Origin of the sequence: Pseudomonas sp. MWU12-2345 (assembly GCF_023242385.1) — a bacterium.
Taxonomy (GTDB): domain Bacteria; phylum Pseudomonadota; class Gammaproteobacteria; order Pseudomonadales; family Pseudomonadaceae; genus Aquipseudomonas; species Aquipseudomonas gingeri_D.
The window spans coordinates 326,313-341,386 of record NZ_JALLJA010000005.1; the positions used below are offsets into that span (position 1 = coordinate 326,313).

General features: G+C 62.1%; 13 protein-coding genes. 5 read left to right on the forward strand and 8 right to left on the reverse strand.

Translation table 11 applies throughout. The features are described 5' to 3' along the window. Window positions 1-3: 3 nt before the first annotated feature. Both M5C71_RS13545 and M5C71_RS13550 read right to left on the reverse strand, forming a co-directional pair. Window positions 4-351, reverse strand: a complete 348-nt coding sequence (locus M5C71_RS13545) for a cupin domain-containing protein (protein WP_103496138.1) — start codon at window positions 349-351, stop codon at window positions 4-6. Between the two features lie 39 nt (window positions 352-390). Continuing rightward, a complete protein-coding gene (locus tag M5C71_RS13550; RefSeq protein WP_248768026.1) occupies window positions 391-1,323 on the reverse strand; it encodes a LysR family transcriptional regulator in 933 nt (310 codons plus the stop codon). 80 nt (window positions 1,324-1,403) lie between these two features. On the opposite strand from M5C71_RS13550, the gene M5C71_RS13555 reads away from it, so the two are divergent. Then, entirely contained in the window at window positions 1,404-2,171 is a 768-nt protein-coding gene (locus tag M5C71_RS13555) for a sulfite exporter TauE/SafE family protein (protein WP_248768027.1), read from the forward strand. 50 nt (window positions 2,172-2,221) lie between these two features. Here M5C71_RS13555 and M5C71_RS13560 read toward each other — a convergent pair whose 3' ends face one another. The 3 genes from M5C71_RS13560 to M5C71_RS13570 are packed head-to-tail and all read right to left on the reverse strand — an operon-like array spanning window position 2,222 to window position 5,576. After that, window positions 2,222-2,917 (reverse strand): 2OG-Fe(II) oxygenase, encoded by a 696-nt coding sequence (locus tag M5C71_RS13560; RefSeq protein WP_248768028.1) that lies wholly within the window; start codon window positions 2,915-2,917, stop codon window positions 2,222-2,224. Then, window positions 2,917-4,299, reverse strand: coding sequence for a polysaccharide pyruvyl transferase family protein (locus M5C71_RS13565; protein ID WP_248768029.1), 1,383 nt, complete (start codon window positions 4,297-4,299; stop codon window positions 2,917-2,919). The genes M5C71_RS13560 and M5C71_RS13565 overlap by 1 nt, the downstream gene beginning before the upstream one ends. Further along, on the reverse strand, window positions 4,290-5,576 hold the full coding sequence (locus M5C71_RS13570) for an ABC transporter ATP-binding protein (protein WP_248768030.1): 1,287 nt from the start codon (window positions 5,574-5,576) through the stop codon (window positions 4,290-4,292). The genes M5C71_RS13565 and M5C71_RS13570 overlap by 10 nt, the downstream gene beginning before the upstream one ends. Before the next feature lie 449 nt (window positions 5,577-6,025). Here M5C71_RS13570 and M5C71_RS13575 point away from each other — a divergent pair, with 449 nt between their 5' ends. The 3 genes from M5C71_RS13575 to M5C71_RS13585 all read left to right on the forward strand — a co-directional run bounded on the left by M5C71_RS13575 (window position 6,026) and on the right by M5C71_RS13585 (window position 8,534). Beyond that, complete coding sequence (locus tag M5C71_RS13575) at window positions 6,026-6,922, forward strand: LysR family transcriptional regulator (protein ID WP_248747154.1); 897 nt, start codon at window positions 6,026-6,028, stop codon at window positions 6,920-6,922. Window positions 6,923-7,064: 142 nt separating this feature from the next. Next, entirely contained in the window at window positions 7,065-7,958 is an 894-nt protein-coding gene (locus M5C71_RS13580) for an NAD-dependent epimerase/dehydratase family protein (RefSeq protein WP_248768031.1), read from the forward strand. Between the two features lie 207 nt (window positions 7,959-8,165). Continuing rightward, window positions 8,166-8,534, forward strand: coding sequence for a glyoxalase superfamily protein (locus M5C71_RS13585; RefSeq protein WP_152737658.1), 369 nt, complete (start codon window positions 8,166-8,168; stop codon window positions 8,532-8,534). Window positions 8,535-8,721: 187 nt separating this feature from the next. Here the strand turns inward: M5C71_RS13585 and M5C71_RS13590 are convergent, their stop codons facing one another. From M5C71_RS13590 to ggt, 3 genes are all read right to left on the reverse strand, one after another. Then, the gene (locus M5C71_RS13590) at window positions 8,722-10,644 is read right to left on the reverse strand and encodes a methyl-accepting chemotaxis protein (protein WP_103496145.1); all 1,923 of its coding nucleotides are present in this window, start codon (window positions 10,642-10,644) and stop codon (window positions 8,722-8,724) included. A gap of 262 nt (window positions 10,645-10,906) precedes the next feature. Further along, on the reverse strand, window positions 10,907-12,373 hold the full coding sequence (locus M5C71_RS13595) for a phospholipid carrier-dependent glycosyltransferase (RefSeq protein ID WP_248768032.1): 1,467 nt from the start codon (window positions 12,371-12,373) through the stop codon (window positions 10,907-10,909). 117 nt (window positions 12,374-12,490) lie between these two features. Continuing rightward, the gene (gene ggt / locus M5C71_RS13600; RefSeq protein WP_248768033.1) at window positions 12,491-14,323 is read right to left on the reverse strand and encodes a gamma-glutamyltransferase; all 1,833 of its coding nucleotides are present in this window, start codon (window positions 14,321-14,323) and stop codon (window positions 12,491-12,493) included. Window positions 14,324-14,415: 92 nt separating this feature from the next. On the opposite strand from ggt, the gene M5C71_RS13605 reads away from it, so the two are divergent. After that, complete coding sequence (locus tag M5C71_RS13605) at window positions 14,416-15,069, forward strand: PDDEXK nuclease domain-containing protein (protein ID WP_248768034.1); 654 nt, start codon at window positions 14,416-14,418, stop codon at window positions 15,067-15,069. Window positions 15,070-15,074: the final 5 nt, after the last annotated feature.

The window sequence follows — 15,074 nt, forward strand, 5'->3', positions numbered from 1 at the left end:
GAATCAGGCGAAGACGAAATACTTGCGCACGGTTTCCACCACTTCCCAGGTGCCTTTCATCCCGGGCTCGATCACGAAGATATCGCCGGCGCGCAGGTGGATCGGCGCCAGGCCGTCCGGGGTGATGATGCAGTAGCCTTCCTGGAAGTGGCAGTACTCCCACTTCAGGTACTCGACCCGCCATTTGCCCGGGGTGCAGATCCAGGTGCCCATGATCTTGCTGCCGTCTTCGCTGGTGTAGGCGTTGAGGTTGACGGTGTGCGGGTCGCCCGCCAGTTTTTCCCATTTGCAGGCATCGAGGACCGGCAACGGGTGGGTGTCGCGCAGAACGGTGATCGGTGGATTGGACATGCTGGGCTCCGGGCGCAGGTTCTTGAGGAAGCCTGCACCCTAGCGGTCGTCGGCACCGGGCAGTTGTCCAGGTTCGACATCGACCTGCCCATGAGCGCATAACGCGTCGAGCAAGGCGCGGGCATAACCCGGCAGGTGTTCGAACGAGCGGGCGCACAGCAGCAGCTTGCGTCGGGCCCAGGGCTCGGGCAACGGGCGGCTGACAAAGGCCGTCGCACCCGGCCAACGATCCAGGGTTGCCTGGGGCACGATGCCGGGACCCGCGCCGCGCGCGACCATGCGCAACACCCCGTCAAAGCCGTCGGCCCGCACCCGCAGTTGCAGGCGCATCCCCAGGTGCAAGGCCTGTTCTTCCAGGTAGGCGGCGAGGGCGCTGCCAGCGGGCAGACCGACCTGTTCGTGGCGCAAGGTATCGCTGAAGCGCAGGTGCGATTGTTCCGCCAGGGCGTGGCCGAGGGGAATCGCCACCACCAGCGGATCGTCGCAAAAGGCTCGGGTCTGCAAGTCCCGGGTATCCACCGCGTCGGAGACGATGCCGATCTCCGCCGCGCCCTGGCTGATGGCGTGGACAATTCGCAGGCTGGGCAACTCCTGCAGGTCGAGGTCGATATGCGGGTGGTTGCGCAGAAAGTCCGCGAGCCGTTCCGGCAGGTACTCGCTGATCGCGGCGCTGTTGCCCAGCAGGCGGACCTGGCCTTTCACGCCGTGGGCGTATTCGGCGAGGTCCTGGCGCAGGCGTTCGGCCTGTTGCAGCATCAGCCGGGCATGCTGGGCCAATGCCTTGCCGGCGGGTGTGGGGGTGACGCCACGGCGGCCACGCTGGAAGAACGGCGTACCAAGGGAGGTTTCCAGAGCCCGTATCCGTGCACTGGCGGCCGGCAACGACAGGTGGCTGCGCGCCGCCCCGGCGGTGATATTGCCGGCGTCGAGGATATTCAGGTACAGCCTAAGGTCGATCAGGTCGAAGTGCATGCTCAGCCTCTCTCTTTGCAAAAGGCTAGCTCAATGCATGACAGATTTTCAAACTCGCCGCCCGGGTCCAGTCTGTCGGCATGAGTACATTCCTCGAGTTTTACCAAAGCCTGGGCCTGGCCCTTTCCCTGCTGGTGCTGGGCACCTTTCTGCTGGCGGGCATGGTCAAGGGGGTGATCGGCCTCGGGCTGCCGACGGTTGCCATGGGCCTGCTTGGCCTGGCTATGGCCCCGACGCAGGCTGCGGCGCTGTTGATCATTCCCGCGACCCTGACCAATGTCTGGCAACTGGCGGCGGGTGGGCACTTGTCGACCCTACTCAAACGGCTCTGGCCGATGTTGCTGGCGATCTTCCTCGGCACCGGCGCCGGCACGTGGTGGCTGGGTGGGGTGGAGGGTGGCCATGGGATGGTGCGGGGATTGGGCGTCGCCTTGCTGTTGTATGCCTTGAGTGGCCTGTTTCTGCCGACGCTACGGGTGGGGCCGCGGACGGAACCCTGGTTGGGTCCGGCCTGTGGATTGGTCACGGGGATCATCACCTCGGCCACCGGCGTGTTCGTGATTCCCGCCGTGCCTTACCTGCAAGCACTGGGCTTGAACAAGGATGAGCTGGTGCAGGCGCTGGGCCTGTCATTCACTGTCTCGACCCTGGCGCTGGCCCTCGGTCTGTTCTGGCGTGGGGCGCTGGGAGAGGGGGCCCTGGGGGCCTCATTGCTGGTGCTGCTCCCCGCGATCCTTGGCATGCTGTTCGGGCAATGGCTGCGCCAACGGGTCAGCGCCACGCTGTTCAAACGGGTGTTCTTTATCGGCCTGGGCCTGCTGGGTGGGCATCTGCTGATCGGCGGCTGATGGCTTGAAATGACCGGGGGCTGGGGGCTCCAGCCCCGGTCTTGTTTCAATCAGCCCCGCGGATAGCTGTGCAGCGGCGTGGTATCGCCAGGCGGCCACATCGAGCTTTCGGAACCGGGCTGGTAGAAAGTCACCGTCATACTACGGCGTGAGATTCTCTGCTCCGGGACGACTGGAGAGACGGCGTGCCAGGAGTTGTTCGAGCGGACCAGCACGGCAGAGTTGCCCACCAGCGGCTCGACCAGTGCAGTCACGTCGGCGGGGTCCTTGCTGCGCAGGATGTTCAGGCAGCCGCCATGGGCCCGGTCCCAGGACTCGTTGAAATAGAGAATATGGGTGACCCGTTTGTCCGGCAGGTCCGGATGGGCGCCCAGGCTGGCCCCCGGGCCGTAGTGGAAAACATTCACTTCCATCGGTGCCTGTCGCAGGTCCTGGTCGGTCAGGGCGCTGAGGGCCTCGCGATAGGCCGCGCTGCACAGATCCCGGGCCAGTCGGCGCCAGACATCGCTCAGTTCCGGCTCGTAGGCAATCGCCTCGCTGCCCATCGGCAACAGGGCGCGGGCCTCGTAGTCATAATTCTTTTCGCCGCCATAGCCCGTTACGGTCTTGAAGTGATCGTGGGGATAGGTCGCGGCCAGGGCCGCGGCATCTTGTGCCGAATACAGGTTGCCGATCTCGGCCCATGCATAGGGATCGGTCTTGAGTGCGCCGTGTTTGAGCGCCGACAGGTTCAGGATGGGTTGCATTATCGCTCTCTCAATTTTCTGAAACCACGCCTCAGTGAGCGCAGAGGCGCCGTAACTCTGAAGCTGTTGGATGCTTGCAGTCTCGTGACCTTCGCTTCGCTGAGCGCTAGTTGTTCGGTCAGCAGGAAGATCTGTCGCTGTCGTGCATTGAGCTCGATATTCAGAAAGTCGAGCGTAGGTGCTGCAATTGCTGTCGGTGCCGAGGGCTGGTTATCGCCATGTTCAAGCAAGGTGGGCAGGTTTTGCCAGAAGCGGTTGAGGGCGCTGCGAGTCGAGGTCTTGCCTTGGGCGATGATCTTCGCGACCCGGTCCCAATAGGCGGCCAGCGCCACCTTTGCGGCGCTTAACGACGCCGATGGCCGGGTTTTGCCAAGTCGTGAAGTAAACCAATGCACCGTCAGTTCTTCGGCTGGCGGCAGGGCATGCATCTGCCCCATCTCGGCCAGTGCCGTGTACTTGCCGGTGCTCAGATCCGCCGTCGAAAACACCGGCACGCCGAATACCAGGGCACTGATGGACAGGTGATAGCTGTGACCGATAATGGCTTGGGCGTGGCAGAGGATCTCCGCCAGCAGTAGTGGCTCCGGCCAGAACGGCAGGGTTATGGCGTCGGGTATCCGCGCGGTCACCACCATGGGATGGTCGCCCAGCACCGGGCCGATCGGCATGACCAGCAGGCGGTAGCCGGCCAGCGCCTCCGGATGTTGCTCGAATAGCTGCAAAAACGGTTCAACCACGTGAATCGACTGAATGACGATATAGGGCGCATCCAGCCCGAACGTCTGGCGCAGTTCAGCAAAGGCCGCGCTGGGGTGCAGCTCATCGATCAGGTTGGGCAGGTTGAAGGCGGTATCGGGCAGCACCTGGATGTCGGTGTTCGGGCTGAGCGCGCCCAGGCTTTCGCGGGTGGGTTCATCCCTGACCCGCACGCACTGGCTGTGCTCCAGCGCCAGCTTGAGCAGGGGCGTGCTCCACTCGGGAATATCATTGCAGTGCATGCCCGGGGCGTTCCAGACCACCGGGATGCCATGCTGCTGGGCAATCAGCGCCGGCGATAACCAATACCCCGTGGGGTGATGGATATCCGGGCTGGGAGGGAAGTAGCCATGGGCGACGACTTTATCGAAGCGGATGATGAACCCGCCGCCGATCAGGACACCGTCGAGCTGCTCGGCCAACTCCGGCAGATCGGCGACCGAAGTCACCGCATAGGGCCACTCGGCCTGGTCTTTCGCATTGTAGGAGAAACGATGCAGTTGAACCGAGCCAAGGCGTTTGGTCAATTCGGCCTCGGCGAGGATGGGGAACAGCAGGTCACCATAGTTCTCGACATCGAAGGTGCCGAAGATCCCGATGTGCCAAGTGCGTCCGGTCATTTGCATGGCACGGTTCCGTTACTGAGTAGAGGGTTTGCCCGGGTAGTGGTGTCGACGGCCAGCCAGCCGAGGTCGACGGTCCCGAGAAAGCTCTCGGCATTGGGTAGCATCTCGAAAGCCAGCGGTGCCACTTGTTTTTCGATCAGTTGGGCCGTGTGTTCGATCAGCCCATCCATGAGCTTGAGGGTGACGTGATAGCGACCCGCCGCCAGCTTGGCCTTGAAGGTGACGGTGATTGACGCGTGCTGCCAGCCATCTTCCGCTGGCTCTACCACCAGCGCCAGGTTGGCGCCGCCGATGACCAGCAGGTGGGCTTCTTGAAGGGTGAAGCTGATCGAGGGTTGGCGGATGGACGTTTGAATCCGTGCCTGGACGTGGATTTCGACGCTTTCGCCGTACAGGTAGACGGATGTCAGCGCTTGCGTGTTGGTGAAGACGGCGCTGCTGATATGCCCTTCCGAGGTACCGAAGGCGATACCGTCCCGGGTGTCGAGGAATGACTTGCGCGTGACCGCGATATCGCCTCCGGAGGCCCAGCGTCGCTGTTCATCGCGCATGTCGAGCAGGTACAGTTCGGCCATGTCCTCGGGCGCACCGCTGGCAACCAGTTGGCCCTGGTCCAGGTAGATCACCCGATGGCAAAAGCGTTTGACCAGGTTCATGTCGTGGGACACGAACAGCAGCGTGGTGCCGCTTTTGGTCAGGGTCTCCAGGCGGTTCAGGCACTTGAACTGGAACGCTGCGTCACCCACTGAAAGCGCCTCGTCGACGATCAGGATATCCGGCTCCACGCATACCGAGACCGCAAAGGCCAACCGCACCAGCATGCCGCTGGAGTAGGTCTTGATCGGTTGCTCGATAAAGTCGCCAATGTTGGCGAAGGCCTGGATCTCTTCGAAACGGGCGTCGATCTGTGCCGGCGTCAGGCCCAGGACCGCGGCATTCAGGTAGACGTTCTCGCGACCGCTGAATTCCGGATTGAAGCCTGCGCCCAACTCCAGCAGGGCGGCAATCCGGCCCTGGACCTGAAGGGTGCCCTGGGTGGGCGTCAGGGTCCCGCAGAGCAACTGCAGGAGCGTGGATTTTCCGCTGCCGTTTCGGCCGATGATACCGACGGTTTCGCCCCGGCGAATTTGCAGGGAGATGGCTTTGAGCGCCCAGAACTCACGATAGAATCGCTTGCGATTGCGCAGCAGCATTTGCAGCAGGCGGTCTTGGGGGGTGTCGTAGATCTGGTAGCACTTGCTCAGGTCTTGGACATCAATTGCGAAATCAAGCGACATTGGCAAGTCCGTTACGCATTAATACAAGCATCCTTAAAGCACTCACCTTCCGTCCATCACCTCATGCCCAAAGGCAGGTCAGGCGGCGCTGTCTTTGTTGTCGGCGTAACGAGTAGGACTTTTCTCTAGATTGAGGGGAGTCCATCCCAATTTTTGTAGTGTAATTCTTGTGTGGCTGAGAATAATTGATAATTGGGATTTCTGAAATAAGGAATTATCCCTGGAGGCAAAACAGTCCGTCTTGAAGAACAGGGTGGCGGGGAATAGGTCGGTTTATGTCGGGATATTGGCGTCAATAGGCATTTAAGTGCCGAAGTTAGTTAAGGGAAGTGTATCTGGAGGCCGGCACTGGCAATGTAATAATTGTGTTTGGATTAATACATTTCAGACAAAATAACGCAGCCGCTGAATAGGGCGATTGTCGAGCGAGTTTTCCATGAGGAACACAGGTGAAAGCCAGATCCGATGAATTGCAGATCTTTGTGTGTGTCATCGAGTGCGGCTCGATTTCCGCCGCAGCCGAACAGGTTGGCCAGACGCCATCGGCGGTCAGCCGGAGCCTGTCGCGGCTCGAGGCCAAGTTGGAGACCACCTTGATCAACCGCACCACGCGGCGCATGGACCTGACCGAGGAGGGCAAGTTTTTCTTCGAGCGAGCCAAGCAGATCCTGGAGCAGATGGATGAGCTGGAGGAGCGCCTGTCCTTGCGTCAGCGCAGGCCGGCCGGGCGCCTGCGGATCAATGCCGCTTCGCCCTTCATGTTGCATGCGGTGGTGCCCTATATCGCGGAGTTTCGCCGCTTGTATCCGGATATCCAGTTGGAGCTCAACAGCAACGACCTGATCATCGACCTGCTGGAGCAAAGTACCGATATCGCCATTCGTATCGGCAATCTGGCGGATTCGACCCTGCACGCGCGCTCCCTGGGCAGCAGCCCGCTGAATATCCTCGCCAGCCCCGCGTATCTGGAAAAGCATGGGCTGCCGGCCAGCGTCAGCGAGTTGTCCGGGCATACATTGCTCGGGTTTACCCAGACCGAAAGCCTGAACCACTGGCCTTTGCGGCATGCCCAGGGTGATCGCTGGCAGATCCAGCCGGGCATCTGCGCGTCCAGCGGCGAGACATTGCGCCAGTTGGCCCTGGAAGGGCAGGGCATTGTCTGCCTGTCGCATTTCATGACCCATCAGGACATCCAGGCCGGGCGCCTGCGGGTGATTCTGCCCGAGGCCAACAGCGGCTATCGCCAGCCGATTCACGCGGTGTACTACCGCAACTCGCAGCTGGCGTTGCGGATTCAGTGCTTCCTCGATTTCATCCAGGACAAGCTGGCGGGGTATGCCGTGTAGGTGTCGGCATGGGGGGGCGGATCTGATGCTTTCAGATCATTCGTGACGCCTGCGCAAGAGTGAATTGGGTCGCATAGGCTTATTCGGCACGGATAAGTCTTCGATACTGGGTCCATCACTGACCCACGCACGGAGTTTCTCCATGAACGTTTTCATTACCGGCGCCGCCGGCTTTATCGGCGGCTCCATCGCCACTGGCCTGGTCAAGGCCGGTCATCAGGTCACGGGCCTTGTGCGCAGCGCCGAGCAGGCTGAAGAAATGCGTTGCCTGGGCATTACCCCTGTCATCGGTACCCTGGATGACAGCCTATTGCTCGCTGAACAGGCACGCCAGGCCGACGCGGTGATCAACGCCGCCAGCAGCGACCATCGAGGGGCGGTGGAAGCCTTGCTTGGCGCCCTGCGCGGCTCCGACAAGGTGTTCCTGCACACCAGCGGTTCGAGCATTGTCGGTGATGCCTCCGGCGGCCTGGCCAGCGACCACATTTACTATGAAGACCAACTGCCCGAACCGACTGTCGACAAGGCCGCGCGCGTGGCCATCGACAACCTGGTCCTGGGCGCGGCCGCCTTCGGCGTGCGCTCGGCGGTGCTCTGCAACACGCTGATCTACGGTCACAGCCGGGGCGTGAACCGCGACAGCGTGCAGTTGCCACGGCTGCTCAAGCAGGCGCGCAAGAGTGGTGTGGTGCGCCATGTCGGCACGGGCCGGAACATCTGGTCCAACGTGCATATCGATGATGTGGTGGCGCTGTATCTGTTGGCACTGACCAAGACCCCGGCGGGCGCCTTCTACTTTGTGGAAAGCGGTGAGGCCGCGTTTATCGAGATGACCTCCGCCATGGCCCGGGCCCTGAACCTGGGCGAGCCGCAGGACTGGCCGCTGGCTGACGCCGAGGCCGAGTGGGGTTATGAAATGGCCAACTACGGCCTGGGTTCCAACAGCCGGGTACGCGGCAAGAAAGCCCGCGAACTGCTGGGCTGGGCACCCAAGCGTACGTCGGTGACCGAGTGGATTCTCAACGAGATGGTGTAACGCAGCCGCGGGTTGATCGTTCCCGGACCTGGGTGCGATCAGCCCGGCCAGGCGCTCTGATCTGTGCGCTTGCCTGTGCGTCCCGGAGGCTTTAAGACGTGGTTTTTGCGAGCCACTTCGCGCTTTTTGCGGTGGTGGCACCTGGCTATTAAAGAATCTGCTTTCGAGGCCGAAGCGCTTTGATCCAGGTAGCCAGGAAGACCCGTCATGAGTTTTGGTAAAACCACTCCCGTCCTGCATATCGATGACGAGGGCAGGGCGTTGGCGTTCTACATCGACTTCCTCGGATTCTGCGTCGATTGGCAGCACCGTTTCGAGCCCGGGTTTCCGTTGTACTTGCAAGTATCCCGGGGTGACTGCGTGCTGCACCTGAGTGAGCACAAGGGCGACGCCACGCCGGGAGCGGCGCTGCGTATTGAAACCGACGAGCTGGAAGCGTTCAGGGCGCAGTTGCTGGACAGGGCCGGCGGCGATGTACCGCCAGAGATTCAGGCCATGCCCTGGGGCAGCCTGGACATGACGCTACGTGATCCGTTCGGCAATCGGCTGGTGTTTACCAACGCGATTTGCGCCTGACGACGTCCAGCCGGGTTGAAGGCGGTCATCTGTGGGAGCGGAGCTTGCCGGGACGCCGGATCGCCGCGAAGAGGCCCATGAAGCCGGCAAAAGCTTCGTGGATGCACGAGGTGGAAGGCAGTGCTGTTTTCTTCGACCTGATTGGCGCCACAGATTCCCTTCCGTGGGCTTGGCGAGACTGGGGTTATCAGACTCGGAAGTGGCTGACCATCGCCTGCAACTGACTACCCAACCGGGCCAGTTCGACGCTGGACGCCGCGGTTTCGTCGCTGGCGGCGGCGGTCTGTTCGGACACGTCACGGACATTGACGATACTGCGGCTGATCTCTTCGGCCACCGCACTCTGCTGCTCGGCTGCCGCGGCGATCTGCTGGTTCATCGACTGGATGTTCGACACCGTGCGGGTGATGTTTTCCAGTGAGGTGCCGGCCTTGCGGGTCAGGGCCACGCTGCTGTCGGTCAGGGTGCGGCTGTTGTTCATCACATTGGCCACTTGCTGGGTGCCGTTCTGCAAGGCGGCCACCAGGCCTTCGATCTCCTCGGTGGACTTCTGGGTGCGCTGGGCCAGGCCACGTACCTCGTCGGCGACCACGGCAAAACCGCGTCCGGCTTCACCGGCCCGTGCTGCCTCGATGGCGGCATTGAGTGCCAGCAGGTTGGTCTGTTCGGCCACGGCCTTGATCACGTCCATGACGGCACCGATCTTGTCGCTTTCCTTCTGCAGCACGCTCATGGCTTCGGTCGAACGCACCACTTCGGTGGCCAGGCGTTCGATCTGGGCAATGGCTTCGCCGACCACCTTGTCCCCTTCACGGGCTTCACCATCCGCGGCCGCGGCGGCCTGGGAGGCCTGTTCGGCATTGCGCGCGACCTCCTGAACGGTGGCGGTCATTTCGTGCATGGCAGTGGCGACCTGGTCGGTTTCGATCTTCTGGCTGTTGACCCCGGCGCTGGTCTGTTCGGTGACCGCCGAGAGTTCCTCGGCGGCGCTGGCGATCTGGGTGACGCCATCGCGGATACCGCTGATCAGGTCACGCAGGGTGCTGCCCATGCGCTGGATGCCTTGTTGCAACACGCCCAACTCGTCACGGCGGGTCACCACCAGGTTGTGGGTCAGGTCGCCGGCGGCAATGCGCTCGACCACGCCGAGGGTCTCGCGAATCGGGCGGGTGATCTGTCGGGTGATGACCACGGCGGCGAGAATCCCCACCAGCAACGCCAGCAGCGTACTGCCCAGTTGGAAGGTACGGGCTTGGGCGCTTTCGCTGTCACGCCGGTCCAGCTGGATCTGATACAGCGCTTCGCTGCGCGTGACGATGTCGGTGCCTTGGTCGGTCATTTCCTTGCGCGCCTGCACGGCGGCGGCGTTGGCGGACTTGTAGGCCTGCAACGCGGTGCGGTAGTTGCCCAGGGCCGTCTCGAGCTGGGTCACGGAGCCTTGTTCGGCGCTGCTGAAGGCTTGCTCCAGGTCCTTGAGCCCGGCGATCGCTTCGCTCAGCTGATTGAAGGCTTTCTGCTCGGTGTCCGGGTTGCTGTTGGCGGCGTAACCGCGCACTTCATAGCGGGTGAGCTGGAACTGTTCCTTGGCCCGGGTGATGGCCTGGAAGCGTTCGAAGCGGCCTTCCTCGCCAGGTTGCATGCGCAGCACCTGATCGTTGATGGCGGTGATCAGCTTGCTGACGGTATCGGCGTTGTCGCCCATGGTCTGGCGTGCGCCGTTACCGGTGCGATAGGCATCGCGCATCTTGTTCAGCGATTGCTGGTATTGCGTGATGAGGTCCGCCTGCTCCTTGAGCAGCTTGAGGTTTTCCGGGCTCTTGAAACTGCCGATCAGCTTCTGCTGTTGATCGATGAACGCTTGCAGGTTGACCTGGACGTTCTGGGCGGCGGTTTCGTCGCCGTTGGTCAGCATGTATTGCAGGCGCGCCACGCGCAGTTTGGTCAGCGAGGCGTTGAGCTGGGTGATGTCGCTCATCCAGTTGCTGCGGTCGATCAGCCCACCCAGGCTGTTCCAGCCGGTCAGGGCCAGGATGGTGGTCAGAAGCAGTACCAAGCCGAAACCCAGGCCAAGTTTCAGGTTGACGCTGATATTGCCAAACCAGCTATTCATCGAATTCCTCCAGGAACGTTGTGTTGCATGCTATCGGGTGGCTGGAAGGTGTTGTTTTTGGAGCCAGCTGAATTTGTTGGTAGAGCTTTTATCGGCGGTAACACAAATAGCTGAACGATATTTTGTCATACAGCATGTTTCTGCGTTGTGAGGACGAGGATAGCTTTGTTTGTCGTTTGCCTGTTCGTGAGGTCGATTTCAGGCAAAAAAAACCGGCGCTCCGAAGGCGCCGGTTCTTTACTGCTCGATCATGCGAGGCAATTTATTGGCCGTAGAAATTATACAGACGCTTGCCGCCGATGGTGATGGTGCTCAGGACCTTGATCGGCGCTGGCGGCGTCGGCACGTTCAACCCCTGGTCGACGATGACCACGTTGTTCGGCGAGGCTGTGAGAAAGGCTGTCAACTCGGCTTCGGTCATCAGCACTTGCTGCTGGCGCTGGGTATAGAACACGGTGGAGGCCAGTCGCTCCTCCGGTTGGAACAGGGCGACCTGTTTGCCGTGAGCCTGCAGTTCGATGACCTGGTCGGTCAGCGGTTTGAAGGAGTTCTTGAGGTCGGAGCGCGACTCCAGCGACGCCACTACCAGGTAGCCGACGACCACCAGTGCCATCAGCCCCATCGCCAGCGGACGGTGAAGTTTCACCAGCTTGGCGCTGAAGGGGGAGGTGGCCGAGCGCCGACGCAGCCATTCGAGAATCACCAGCGAGTATTCGGCGGCGATGATGGCGGCGGCTGGGGCCATGGACATCAGGTAGACCATGCGCTTGCTGGAAGCCAGGGTCAGCAGGGTGAACTGGGCCAGGATCCAGACAGTCGCGAACAACAGGTGACGATTGGCTACCAGGCGCTTGCGCAGGTTCCACAGGCCCAGGTACACCAGCAGGTTCCAGGGCAGGAAGGCTTCCGGCAGCTTGGCCAGGTAGTAGTAGAACGGCTCGTAGTGCCCGGCGGCGGTGAAGGATCCGCTGAAGCGGCCCACGCTGTTGGCCCACAGCACTTCACCGACGGCTTGCATACCGCCGCGCTGGTAGAGCAGCACCAGCCAGATCAGCAGGGGAATCAGCCCTAGCGCGGTGAACAGCGCCGGGCGCAGCCAGTCGCCGAAGCTGAAGCGTCTGTCGATCAGGCTTTGGCTCACCAGGTAGACGAAAATCACGATACCCGGCAGGGCTAGGCCCAGTACGCCCTTGCTCAGGGTCGAGATCACGATGCCCAGGGCGAAGACACACCACGCCGCCAGGGTTGGCTTGCCTTGTGTGCGTTGCTCGGTGGCGCGGAAGAAGGCCAGCAGGGCCAGGGTCACCCCGAGGCTGAGCAGTGCGTCTTCGCCGACCTGGCGCGCGTTGCCCAGGTAGCTGGCCATGGTGGCGAGCATGGCGGCGGCGGTCCAGGCCAGCACGCTCGGACGCCCGATCTTGCGCAGGAATGCAAACAGCGAGAGCACCGTGAACAGGCCGGCGAAGGCCGAGGCCAGGCGCACGGCCAGGGGGCTGCCGCCAAACAGCTGGATGGCGCCGGCATCGAGCCAGAGGCTCAACGGTGGTTTTTCCAGGAAGGGCTCGCCCAACAGGTGCGGGGTGACCCAATCCCGGGTCAGGTGCATTTCCATCGCGATCCCGGCTACCCGGGATTCGGTGGAGCCTTGCAGCTCATGGTTACCCAGTCCGAAAAAGAACAGTAGGCCGCTCATCAAGAGCAGGATCAGGAAGGGGCGTGTCATTCGCATAGTGATACCGAATAGAGAGGAAGCGGGCCGCAAGGCAATCTGTTGATTGAAAAAGTATACGGGGCGATTTCTCAACATATTGTGAAGAGCTATCGCCTTAGGGTATGTCTAAATGTTTCAGTCGCCCAAGGCTTCACCTTCGCGGCGAGGGTCGGCGCCACCGGCCCATGACGACAGACCCTTGGCATCACGCACGCGCATGATCGCCTGGGTGCCGCTGGTCATGTCCATCTCGCTGACGGCGTGGCCCTTGTCCTGCAGTGCCTTCACCAATTGCGGCGAGAACAGGCCCTGTTCCAGTTCGGTGGGGCCGTTGCGGCTGCCGAAGTTGGGCAGGTTGATGGCCGACTGTGGGTCGAGTTTCCAGTCCAGCAGGCCGACCAGGGTCTTGGAAACGTACTCGATGATCTGTGAGCCGCCGGGCGAGCCGACGGTGCCGAGAAACTCGCCGCTCTTGCGGTCGAACACCAGGGTCGGGGCCATCGACGAGCGTGGACGCTTGCCCGCTTCGACACGGTTGGCCACCGGCTTGCCGTCTTCGCTGGGCACGAAGGAAAAGTCGGTCAACTGGTTGTTGAGGATAAAACCCTCGACCATCAGGTGCGAGCCGAACGAGCTTTCCACCGTGGTGGTCATCGACACGGCGCCGCCCTGGTCGTCCACGGCGACGATCTGCGAGGTGGAAATGCGCATCGGCGAGCGGTCCGGCGCCAGGGCCACCTGGATACCGGCCGGTACCCCGGGCTCGGCCTTGCCCAGGCTGCGTTCGCCGATCAGGCGCGCGCGGCTGGCGAGGTAGCCGGGGTCGATCAAGCCGGCGACCGGGACCGGGATGAAATCGCTGTCGGCGACATACAGGCCACGGTCGGCATAAGCCAGGCGATCGGCTTCGGCGATCAGGTGCACGGCCTGCGGGCTCGGTTCGAGACCGGCGGGACTTGAGCTTTTCAGCGGGCCGAGTGCGGCCAGGGCCTGGCGTTTGTCCTGCGCTTCCAAGGCCTGCAAGGTGCCGAAGATCTGCGCGATGGCGATGCCGCCGGAGGACGGTGGCGGCATGCCGCAGAGCTGCCATTGTTTGTAGTCGGAGCACACCGGTGCGCGCTCCTTGGCTTGATAGCCTTGCAGGTCGGCCAGCGAGAGCGTTCCGGGGTTGGTGCTGCCATTGACCGCCGCGACGATCTCCTCGGCGATGACACCCTTGTAGAGTGCGTCGGTGCCTTCGTTGGCGATGCGTTTGAGCACGGCGGCCAGCTTCGGATTCTTCAGCGTCGTGCCGACGGCTTTCGGGCTGCCGTCGGCGTTGAGGAAGTAGGCGGCCATGGCGGGCGAGTGGGGCAGGAACGGACTGGCGACGATCTGCTTGTGCAGGCGTGGCGAAATCGGGAAGCCCTGTTCGGCCAGGCGGATGGCCGGCGCGAAGAGCTTCGCCCAGGGCAGGCGGCCCTGGGTGCGATGGGCCAGTTCGAGGGCGCGCATCACCCCGGGTGTACCGACCGAACGTCCGCCGATCTGTGCCTGGGTGAAGGCCATCGGCGTGCCGTCAGGGTTGAGGAAGAGTTTCTCGGTGGCGCCTGCCGGTGCGGTTTCACGTCCGTCGTAGGCATGCACCTTTTGGCCGTCCCAGACCATGATGAAGGCACCGCCGCCGATGCCGGTGGCTTGCGGTTCCACCAGGGTCAGCACGGCTTGCATGGCAATTGCCGCATCCACGGCGGAGCCGCCCTGGCGCAGGATCTCGCGCCCGGCTTCGGCCGCCAGGGGGTTGGCTGCCGCGGCCATGTGCCGGGTCGCGTGTTGCGTGAGCATGCCGGTGCGATAGCCCGTGCCGATTTCCGGCGCGTCGGGCAGGGTGGCGTCGGCTGAGGCAAACGGTGCATTGCAGACGGCGAGCGCGAGGCTGATGGTCAGGGCGCAAAGGGAGAAACGACGTGATGGAAAACGTGAGTGCACTGTGTAGGCTCCTGCCTTGGACTTGCTCGGCACTATAGTCCGGGCGTGGCGGCGGGAACAATCGTTGAGCTGGCGGGGCCAGGCAGCAAGCCGTGCAAGCGGTGAATACCCAGCTGATCGAGTTGTATTGGCAGGTGGGTGCTTATATCAGCCATAAGCTGGAACAGGCCGAGTGGGGCGATGCGGTGGTCAGCCAGTTGGCCGAGCATCTGGCTCGGACGCAACCTGGGTTACGTGGATTTACCCGGCGTAATCTTTTTCGTATGCGCCAGTTTTACGAGACTTATCGGGGCGATGAGAAAGTGTCAGCGCTGCTGACACAATTGCCCTGGACCCACAATCTGCTCATTCTGGGGCAGAGTAAACACCCGCAAGAGCGTGAGTTCTATTTGCGTTTGGCGATTCAGGAAAAGTGGTCGACACGCGAGCTGGAGCGTCAGTTAAAGGCTGCATTGTTCGAGCGTAGTGTTACCCAACCAGCAAAGGTTTCGGCAGTGCTGAGACAATCTCACCCCGATGCGCTGGACTTCTATCTGGAAGCGCTGGATCGCAATGAACGAAAACCCCACGAGAACCCAGCTATCGGTGTATTGCTCTGTGCCAGCAAGGACGATGAGGTGGTCGAGTACGCGCTCAACCGCAGCCTGTCGCCAGCCTTGATTGCCGAATACCAGACCCGCTTGCCGGACAAACAGTTGCTACAGGCCAAGCTGCATGAGTTCTATGCACTCAATACGTCGTCATAAAGGCG

Bases quoted from the DNA above. Each gene is read 5' to 3' on its own strand.
- M5C71_RS13580 (WP_248768031.1), top strand. From the start codon at position 7,065: ATGAACGTTTTCATTACCGGCGCCGCCGGCTTTATCGGCGGCTCCATC.
- M5C71_RS13590 (WP_103496145.1), bottom strand. From the start codon at position 10,644: ATGAATAGCTGGTTTGGCAATATCAGCGTCAACCTGAAACTTGGCCTG.
- M5C71_RS13565 (WP_248768029.1), bottom strand. From the start codon at position 4,299: ATGCAAATGACCGGACGCACTTGGCACATCGGGATCTTCGGCACCTTC.
- M5C71_RS13595 (WP_248768032.1), bottom strand. From the start codon at position 12,373: ATGCGAATGACACGCCCCTTCCTGATCCTGCTCTTGATGAGCGGCCTA.
- M5C71_RS13550 (WP_248768026.1), bottom strand. From the start codon at position 1,323: ATGCACTTCGACCTGATCGACCTTAGGCTGTACCTGAATATCCTCGAC.
- M5C71_RS13570 (WP_248768030.1), bottom strand. From the start codon at position 5,576: ATGTCGCTTGATTTCGCAATTGATGTCCAAGACCTGAGCAAGTGCTAC.
- M5C71_RS13585 (WP_152737658.1), top strand. From the start codon at position 8,166: ATGAGTTTTGGTAAAACCACTCCCGTCCTGCATATCGATGACGAGGGC.
- M5C71_RS13560 (WP_248768028.1), bottom strand. From the start codon at position 2,917: ATGCAACCCATCCTGAACCTGTCGGCGCTCAAACACGGCGCACTCAAG.
- M5C71_RS13545 (WP_103496138.1), bottom strand. From the start codon at position 351: ATGTCCAATCCACCGATCACCGTTCTGCGCGACACCCACCCGTTGCCG.
- M5C71_RS13555 (WP_248768027.1), top strand. From the start codon at position 1,404: ATGAGTACATTCCTCGAGTTTTACCAAAGCCTGGGCCTGGCCCTTTCC.